This is a genomic window from Vibrio sp. Y42_MX_L11 (assembly GCF_024181785.1).
Taxonomy (GTDB): domain Bacteria; phylum Pseudomonadota; class Gammaproteobacteria; order Enterobacterales; family Vibrionaceae; genus Vibrio; species Vibrio diabolicus.
The window spans coordinates 18,930-27,421 of the sequence record NZ_JAMZAP010000035.1 but is presented as its reverse complement, the minus strand read 5'-3'; the positions used below and the strand labels follow the sequence as shown (position 1 = coordinate 27,421).

5 protein-coding genes are annotated in these 8,492 nt (G+C 46.3%); all 5 read left to right on the top strand.

Annotated features, from left to right (window positions below; genetic code table 11):
• Positions 1-538: 538 nt before the first annotated feature.
• Entirely contained in the window at positions 539-3,493 is a 2,955-nt protein-coding gene (locus tag NL643_RS22220) for an ExeM/NucH family extracellular endonuclease (RefSeq protein WP_253645200.1), read from the top strand.
• 175 nt (positions 3,494-3,668) lie between these two features.
• Entirely contained in the window at positions 3,669-4,256 is a 588-nt protein-coding gene (locus NL643_RS22215) for an aminodeoxychorismate/anthranilate synthase component II (protein ID WP_253645199.1), read from the top strand.
• Positions 4,257-4,617: 361 nt separating this feature from the next.
• Positions 4,618-5,829, top strand: coding sequence for an aspartate aminotransferase family protein (locus NL643_RS22210; protein WP_005397689.1), 1,212 nt, complete (start codon positions 4,618-4,620; stop codon positions 5,827-5,829).
• A 108-nt stretch (positions 5,830-5,937) separates the two neighbouring features.
• On the top strand, positions 5,938-6,957 hold the full coding sequence (gene astA, locus NL643_RS22205; protein ID WP_085344615.1) for an arginine N-succinyltransferase: 1,020 nt from the start codon (positions 5,938-5,940) through the stop codon (positions 6,955-6,957).
• 28 nt (positions 6,958-6,985) lie between these two features.
• On the top strand, positions 6,986-8,443 hold the full coding sequence (gene astD, locus NL643_RS22200; RefSeq protein WP_243328456.1) for a succinylglutamate-semialdehyde dehydrogenase: 1,458 nt from the start codon (positions 6,986-6,988) through the stop codon (positions 8,441-8,443).
• Positions 8,444-8,492 lie beyond the last annotated feature (49 nt).

The window sequence follows — 8,492 nt, the reverse complement described above, 5'->3', positions numbered from 1 at the left end:
CTGATCATCAAATCGATCTTGAATGTATTGAAATTATTGTGATTTAAATGTACAAATTAGTGGAAACATCACTTCACGTCACCCCTTATGCCATAAAGGATTTTCATGATCTTGCCCTGGGGGTCATGCGTAAGAAAAAGCCGAGCGAATAATAGGTGACTTAAGTTTAGACATGGCTATAAAAATGAAAATCAAAGCTTTCTAAATTAGTGATTAATTATATTTTCATTTATAACAAAGTGAGCTTGGTTAATAAGCCACTTCAAGAGCGATGTATTTTCTACTCCTTAACATGAAGTGAAAAAATAAACTGAGTAATTAATCTAAATTTTGATTTTTTTATCAATAGCGCTCTGTATTTATTACAAAAAATGTTTGAATGGGATGTTCTGGCATATTTTCTTACATTCACATGTGATTCATTTCACGGCTTTAATTGTTCATTCTTATTTATTTCATAAATAAACCTGATAGTAGACGCAAATGGTAGGCTCTGAACAGAGCTAAGTTTGCATTTACATAAATATCAGGTATGACAATGGACACGTTAATCAAACCCTCAATACTCGCACTAACCATCGCCAGTGCACTTAGCGCAAACGCGAACGCAGAGATTATTATTTCCCAGTATGTGGAAGGCGGCGCTTATAATAAAGCGGTCGAGATCGCCAATACAGGTGATACTGAGGTGACACTCACAGGCTATGAATTAGCAAAATCTTCGAATGGTGGCGGCTCGTGGGGCAGCACTCTTGATCTTAGTGACGTAACGTTACAAGCGAAGCAAGTGTATGTGCTTGCTCATGGCGATGCGAGCGAAGCAATAAAGGCGGTTGCGGATTACACTGATAAAAATGTAGCGAACTTTAACGGCGACGATCCGTTGGCACTTCTTAAAGATGGGGAAGTGCACGATATATTAGGTGTGATGGGGGACGTGGATTTCGCTAAAGACACCACGTTAGTTCGTAACAGTGATGCGCTTACACCTTCAACTACCTACCAATCCACTCAGTGGACAGCCTTACCTAAAGATAATATTGATGGTTTAGGGGAATTAAATACAACTGAGCCACCTGCGCCATTTGCTTGTGAAGTAGATGGACAAGAACCAGCCTTTACCACCATCCAAGAGATTCAAGGTGAAGGTGCTTCTTCTCCATTTATTGATGGCTACCCTTACATCACGACCGAAGATCACTTCGTAACTGGTGTGGTCAGTGCTGTAACAACAGGCTTAACTAAAGGCTTCTACCTGCAAGCACTTGAGAATGATGGCAACGACAAGACATCTGAAGGTTTGTTTATTCACACCGATGTTGCCGATACAGAGCTGAAAGCTGGTGATGTTGTTTGTGTGAAAGGGAAAGTACAAGAGTACTACAGCAACACTCAGCTTTCTTCTGATGCTAACAGTTATGTAAAAACAGGCACATCAAACGCCTCTTTGGTTACTCCGTTAACGATTAAGGAAGGGGAAACACTACGTGATGCACTAGAGCGTCATGAAGGTATGCAAGTTGAGCTCAGCTCGGCTAGCGAACTTTTCGTTACTCGTAACTTTTCTTACGATTATGACTCTCGACGCAACAACATGATGTTGTCTCATGAAGCACCGTTGTTTAAGCCGACTCAATTGCATGCAGCAGAGAGTGACGCTGCGGTTGCCCTTGCCAAAGAGAATGCGGCCAACCGTATTTACTTGGAATCGGATAGCAAAGCGCCAAATGGACAAATCCCATATTTCCCAACGTTTGCACAAGATCTTGACCAAAATGGCTCTTCAGAGCAGCACATTCGCCTAGGCTCTCGTGTCGAAGGCCTGCAAGGTGTCGTGGCTTACAGCTACAACGAGTACCGCCTAATTGCGACCAATGAAGTTGATAGCAGCAACTTTGTCACGTCAGGTGATGACTTTGACGTTGCGCGTAAAGCGGCGCCAGCCATAGCCGATTCTGATTTACGAGTGGCGAGCTTTAACGTTCTTAACTACTTCACTTCGGTTGCTGACAGCGGGCACGACAACCCAACCGGGCAAAATCGTGGCGCGACAAACCTTGATGAGTTCTTGATCCAGCAAGCGAAAATCGTTTCAGCGATGAATAAGATGGACGCGGACATCATTGGCCTGATGGAAGTGGAAAACAACGGCTTTGGTGATGGTAGTGCTATCCAAAACTTGGTTGATGCTTTAAACGCTGAGATTGATGACGTGGAAGATCATTACACGTATGTCGAAATCGAAGAGCAAGACAAATACCAAGAGGAATACTTTGGCAGTGATGCGATCATGGTTGCGATCTTATATCGTGCTAACGCAGTAACACCAAAAGAAGCAGCAAAAGTCATTGTGACGCCAGAGCAACACATTGCTGAGAACACCATTACTCGTAAAGAGGGCACAGAAAGTAACCCTGCTTACGACAAGTACCAACGCCATAGCTTATTACAGACCTTCACAGTGAAAGAGACTGGCGAAGATCTTTCAGTGGTCGTGAACCACTTTAAATCGAAAGGCTCTGAATGTATTGAAGAGTGGATTGCTGGTGTAGAAGACTCAGAACCCGCGGATCTGCAAGGTAACTGCAACAACTTCCGTGTCTCTGCAGCGAAAGTCGTTGGTGAAGCGCTGAAAGATATTGATGGCGATGTGCTCGTCATGGGCGATTTGAACGCTTACGGCAAAGAAGATCCGTTACTTACCCTCACTGATTACTCACAAGAGAAATACGGCCGTGATATCTACACTGCCGCTTACACAACCATTGATGGCGGTGAGCTTCAAGTAGAGAAAACCAAGATTGAAAAAGGCTACGGTCTGCACAATTTAAACACCTTGCTGCATGGCGCTGATACGTTCTCGTACACCTATTCAGGTGAGTTGGGGAACTTGGACCATGCATTGGCAAGCAGCAGTTTAGCGCAAAAAGTGGTGGCGATTGAAGATTGGCACATCAACTCACTAGAAAGTAACTTGTTTGAATACAGCAGCAAATACACGGGTGACATGCCGAAGTACAAAGATGCGTTCTCAGCGTCTGATCATGATCCAGTGATTATTGCTATTGATTTGCCAGATGATGATATCGATTTACCGAAAACGGGTGAAAACTTAGCTATTGATGTACGTCTACCACCAACTGCGGTTGCGGGCGATATTGTGACAGTGAACTTAACAGCATCCACACAAGCGGCCGCGACAAGCAGTGATGCAAAAGTTTACTCGGCTAGCCAAACCTTGACTCAAACTGACATTGACGCACGCAGCGTGAATATTGAGTTTGAACAAGCGCCAGAACAAGGTAATTACCAGTTAGAAGAGAAAGTGACAGACTCGACAGGCAACGTCGTTAAGTTTAGCTCTGTTCGTGATGTCTCAATGACGCAAACTGAAACGGGTGCAGAAGGTTCGAAGGACTCAGATGGTGGTTCGTTTGGTTTTGGCGCGCTACTCGCGATGCTTGGACTTGGCTTACTACGTCGCCGCAACTAAGCCTTTATCTCCTAAAATACAGCTGTAAAGACCAAAGGCCAGCCGATGCTGGCCTTTTTATTGCACAAAGACTTGCCTTTCTAGTTTGGTGTTGCAAAATACCGCCCTTAATTGTCGCAAACCAGACAATCATCTCTTAAGTCTTGCCTAAACGGATTGGAGCAGCTGACACTCTATGTTGTTGATCATCGATAACTACGATTCTTTCACTTACAACCTCTACCAATACTTTTGCGAGCTTGGTGCAGACGTAAAAGTCGTGCGTAACGATGAAATCGACATTCAAGGGATTGAAGCGTTGAACCCAACTCACTTGGTGATCTCACCTGGACCGTGTACGCCAAACGAGGCAGGTATCTCTCTACAAGCTATAGAATACTTCGCTGGTAAGCTTCCAATATTGGGTGTTTGCCTTGGTCATCAAGCGATAGCGCAAGCGTTTGGTGGGGAAGTCGTGCGCGCTCGACAAGTGATGCATGGGAAAACGTCACCTATTCGTCACAATGGTCGCAGTGTGTTTAAAAACCTGAATAACCCACTCACGGTAACCCGTTATCACTCTCTCGTGGTGAAAAACGGTACGTTACCCGATGTGTTTGAACTGACCGCATGGACTGAGCTGCCGGATGGAAGTATGGACGAAATCATGGGTTACCAACATAAAACCCTGCCAATTAATGCAGTGCAGTTTCACCCAGAATCGATCAAAACAGAGCAAGGTCACGAGTTGCTCGCGAACTTTTTAGCACGTAAAGCGATCTGATCGCGATCACTTTTCTTAACAAATCATTCATCTTTTTGCTGAGGTGAGTGGATTGCAAAACTATGCGGTTCATTCTGGCCTCTTTGTCTATTCATGTCTTTTTAAACTTTCTATCCCCTGTATTACATAACATTTATAAAAAATCGCTTCTCTATTTTACTTTCTTGATGCATAAATAGTCATAAGCAGTGATTAATGGAAGTTGCTTTCGAGAACGAAAAGAATAAATCACTATTGAAATGGTTAATTAAATGTAAATACAATGCCGCAATAGCTTAAATGCAAAACATTATTTGCTGGCAAAGAGAGCCGGTTAAATTCGCTTATCTGCTACGCATGCGGTATCAAGAAGGAATGTGCAATGACAACGGAAATTAAAGTAGAGCGCGGTTTATTCGATGAGGTAATGGTACCTTGCTATAACCCGATGGAAATGATCCCTGTTAAAGGTGAAGGTTCACGTGTTTGGGATCAGGAAGGTAATGAATACATCGACTTTGCTGGTGGTATTGCAGTGAGCTGTCTTGGCCATTGTCATCCAGTAATGGTAAACGCATTAACAGAGCAAGCTAACAAGCTGTGGCACTTAAGTAACGTGATGACGAACGAACCAGCACTTCGTCTGGCGAAAAAGCTAACAGAAGTGAGCTTTGCTGAGCGCGTATTCTTTGCTAACTCTGGCGCAGAAGCGAACGAAGCGGCACTTAAGCTGGCACGTCGTTACGCTGCTGACGTACATGGCGCTGAGAAATCAGAAATCATTGCATTCAAACAAGGTTTCCACGGTCGTACGTTCTTCACCGTAACGGTTGGTGGTCAAGCGGCTTACTCTGACGGTTTTGGTCCTAAGCCTGGTGACGTTACCCACTTACCTTACAATGATATCGAAGCACTACAGGCACACATGTCTGATCGCACATGTGCGGTGATGATGGAGCCGCTACAAGGTGAAGGCGGTATCGTGCCACCAACGCCTGAGTTTGCTCAAGCAGTACGTGAGCTGTGTGACAAACACAACGCGCTACTGATCTTCGATGAAGTGCAAACCGGTAATGGTCGTACAGGTAACTTCTACGCTTACCAAGGTTTAGGTATTACACCTGATATTCTAAGCACCGCGAAATCACTCGGTGGCGGTTTCCCAATCGGTGCAATGCTGACTACTGCAAAATTAGCAGAGCACATGAAAGTCGGTACGCACGGTTCAACATACGGCGGTAACCCACTCGCGTGTGCTGTAGCAGAAGCAGTTGTGAACGAAGTTACTAAGCCTGAAGTGTTGGCTGGTGTGCTAGAACGCGAAGCGATGTTCCGCGAAGGTCTAGAGAAGATCAATGCTAAGTACAACATCTTCTCAGAAGTGCGCGGTCAAGGCCTATTGCTTGGCGCTGCACTGAATGAAGAATGGCAAGGCCGCGCACGTGATGTTCTCGTCGCTGCAGGCAAACAAGGTCTAATGGTATTGGTTGCGGGTGCCAATGTCGTACGTTTCACACCATCACTCGTTATCACACAACAAGAAATTGAAGAAGGCTTGGCGAAACTGGATAAAGCGATCGCGACTTTAGTTTAAGCGCGATATCAGTTTCAACGTCAACGCAGACCCCCCGTCAAGGATCTCTGATGGGGGAATTGTTCCTACAATATAGTTAGGATCTTCTTGCATCTGGAGGGAGTATTGATGCTAGTAGTTCGCCCTATCGCGATGTCGGATTATGACGCGCTGCACACTTGTGCGGTGGAGTCTGGTCACGGATTTACATCTCTACCGGTTAACGAAGAACTGTTAACCAATCGAATCAAACACTCAGAGTACAGCTTTGGTAAGCCAGATGTGGCAGAACCAGGTGATGAAGGCTACCTGATGGTCGGCTTTGACTCTGAAACGGGTGAGGTTGCGGGTACCACCGGAATCGAAGCATCTATCGGCTGGGATGTCCCATTTTACTCGTATCACATTAGTAAAGTGGTGCACTCGTCACCAAAGCTTGGCGTCAATAATGTCGTCAAACTGCTTACTTTTGGTAATAACTACACGGGTAACAGCGAAATTTGTACCTTGTTCTTGCGTGAGAAATTCCGCCAAGGTCTGAATGGTCGTCTAATGTCGAAGTGTCGTTTCCTCATGATGGCTGAGCACCCAGAGCGTTTCTCTGAAACGATCTTTGCGGAGATGCGTGGTGTTTCAGACGACGAAGGCAACTCGCCGTTCTGGCAATGGTTACAAGAGCATTTCTTCTCCATCGATTTCACGCTTGCGGATTACCTCACAGGTATCGGCAAGAAAGGCTTTATTGCTGACTTAATGCCGAAGCTGCCTATTTACATCAACCTGTTGAGTCCAGAAGCGCAAGCCGTGATTGGTCAAGTGCATGACAATACTCGCCCAGCATTAAAGCTGCTTGAGCGTGAAGGCTTCACTAACCGTGGCTACGTGGATATTTTCGATGCGGGTCCAACCGTTGAATGTGACTTACGCAATATTGAATCGGTACGTCACTCGTTCCGTGCGCAAGTGAAAATTGCACAACATAGCAGTACGCAAGACTTCTTGATGTGCAACTCATCGTTCGAAAACTTCCGCGCAGCAGTCACCAAAGCGGCGTATGACCCTGAAACACAAAGCGTCATGATCGCACCAGACGTTGCGGATGCACTTTTGGTTGAGGAAGGGGATTTTGTTCGCCTTCTTCCGCAGTAACAGACGACAGAATTTAAGGATAGAAACAATGACACATTGGATTGCAGGTGAATGGGTACAAGGTCAGGGTGAAGCATTTACGTCTCTGTCACCTTACAACCAAGAAGTGATCTGGCAAGGCAACGGTGCAACGGCAGAGCAGGTGAATCAAGCGGTATCTGCAGCGCGTGAAGCGTTTATTGACTGGAAAAAACGCCCATTTGCAGAGCGTGAAGCGATCGTGTTGGCTTTTGCTGAGAAAGTAAAAGAGAACAGCGAGAAAATCGCTGAAGTCATTGCCAAAGAAACTGGTAAGCCAATTTGGGAAACGCGCACTGAAGCAGCGGCAATGGCAGGTAAAATTGCAATCTCTATTCGTGCTTACCATGACCGCACTGGTGAAGCGAGCCGTGAAGCGGCGGGCAACCAAATTGTGTTACGTCATCGCCCACTGGGCGTGATGGCGGTATTTGGCCCATATAACTTCCCTGGTCACCTACCAAATGGTCACATTGTGCCTGCGTTACTAGCGGGTAACACCGTTGTGTTCAAGCCATCCGAGCAAACGCCTTGGACTGGCGAGCTAGCTATGAAACTTTGGGAAGAAGTAGGTCTGCCGAAAGGCGTGATCAACCTTGTCCAAGGTGCGAAAGAAACCGGTATTGCGCTTGCTGATGCGAAAGGCATTGATGGCGTACTGTTCACGGGCAGCGCGAACACGGGGCATGTATTGCACCGTCAATTTGCGGGTCAACCAGGCAAAATGTTAGCACTAGAAATGGGTGGTAATAACCCGATGGTGATCTCTGATAAATACGGTGATTTGGATGCCACGGTGTACACCATCATCCAGTCAGCGTTTATCAGTGCCGGGCAGCGTTGTACGTGTGCTCGTCGTTTGTATGTGCCATTGGGTGAGAAAGGCGATGCGCTTATCACCAAGCTCGTCGAAGCGACGAAGAATATTCGCGTAGACCAACCATTTGCAGAGCCTGCGCCATTTATGGGGCCGCAAATCTCCGTTGCCGCAGCCAAGTTCATTCTCGATGCACAAGCGAACCTTCAATCACTTGGTGGTGAAAGCTTGATTGAAGCTAAAGCAGGAGAGGCGGCGTTTGTTTCTCCGGGCATTATTGATGTAACGAACATTGCTGAGCTACCAGATGAAGAGTACTTCGGTCCACTTCTGCAAGTGGTGCGTTACGAAGGGCTAGAAAAAGCCGTAGAACTGGCGAACGACACGCGCTTTGGTCTCTCTGCTGGTTTAGTTTCAACTGACGACCAAGAATGGGAATACTTCGTTGACCATATTCGTGCAGGGATCGTGAACCGTAACCGCCAGCTCACAGGTGCAAGTGGTGATGCGCCATTTGGTGGTCCTGGTGCGTCAGGTAACCTACGTCCAAGCGCTTATTACGCAGCAGACTACTGTGCGTACCCGATGGCATCAATGGAAGGTCAAGAGACTATCTTGCCTGCAACATTAAGCCCAGGTGTGGCGCTATAAGTTTTAATAACAGAGTCGCAACCATGTATTGCGGCTCACCTTGCCGGCG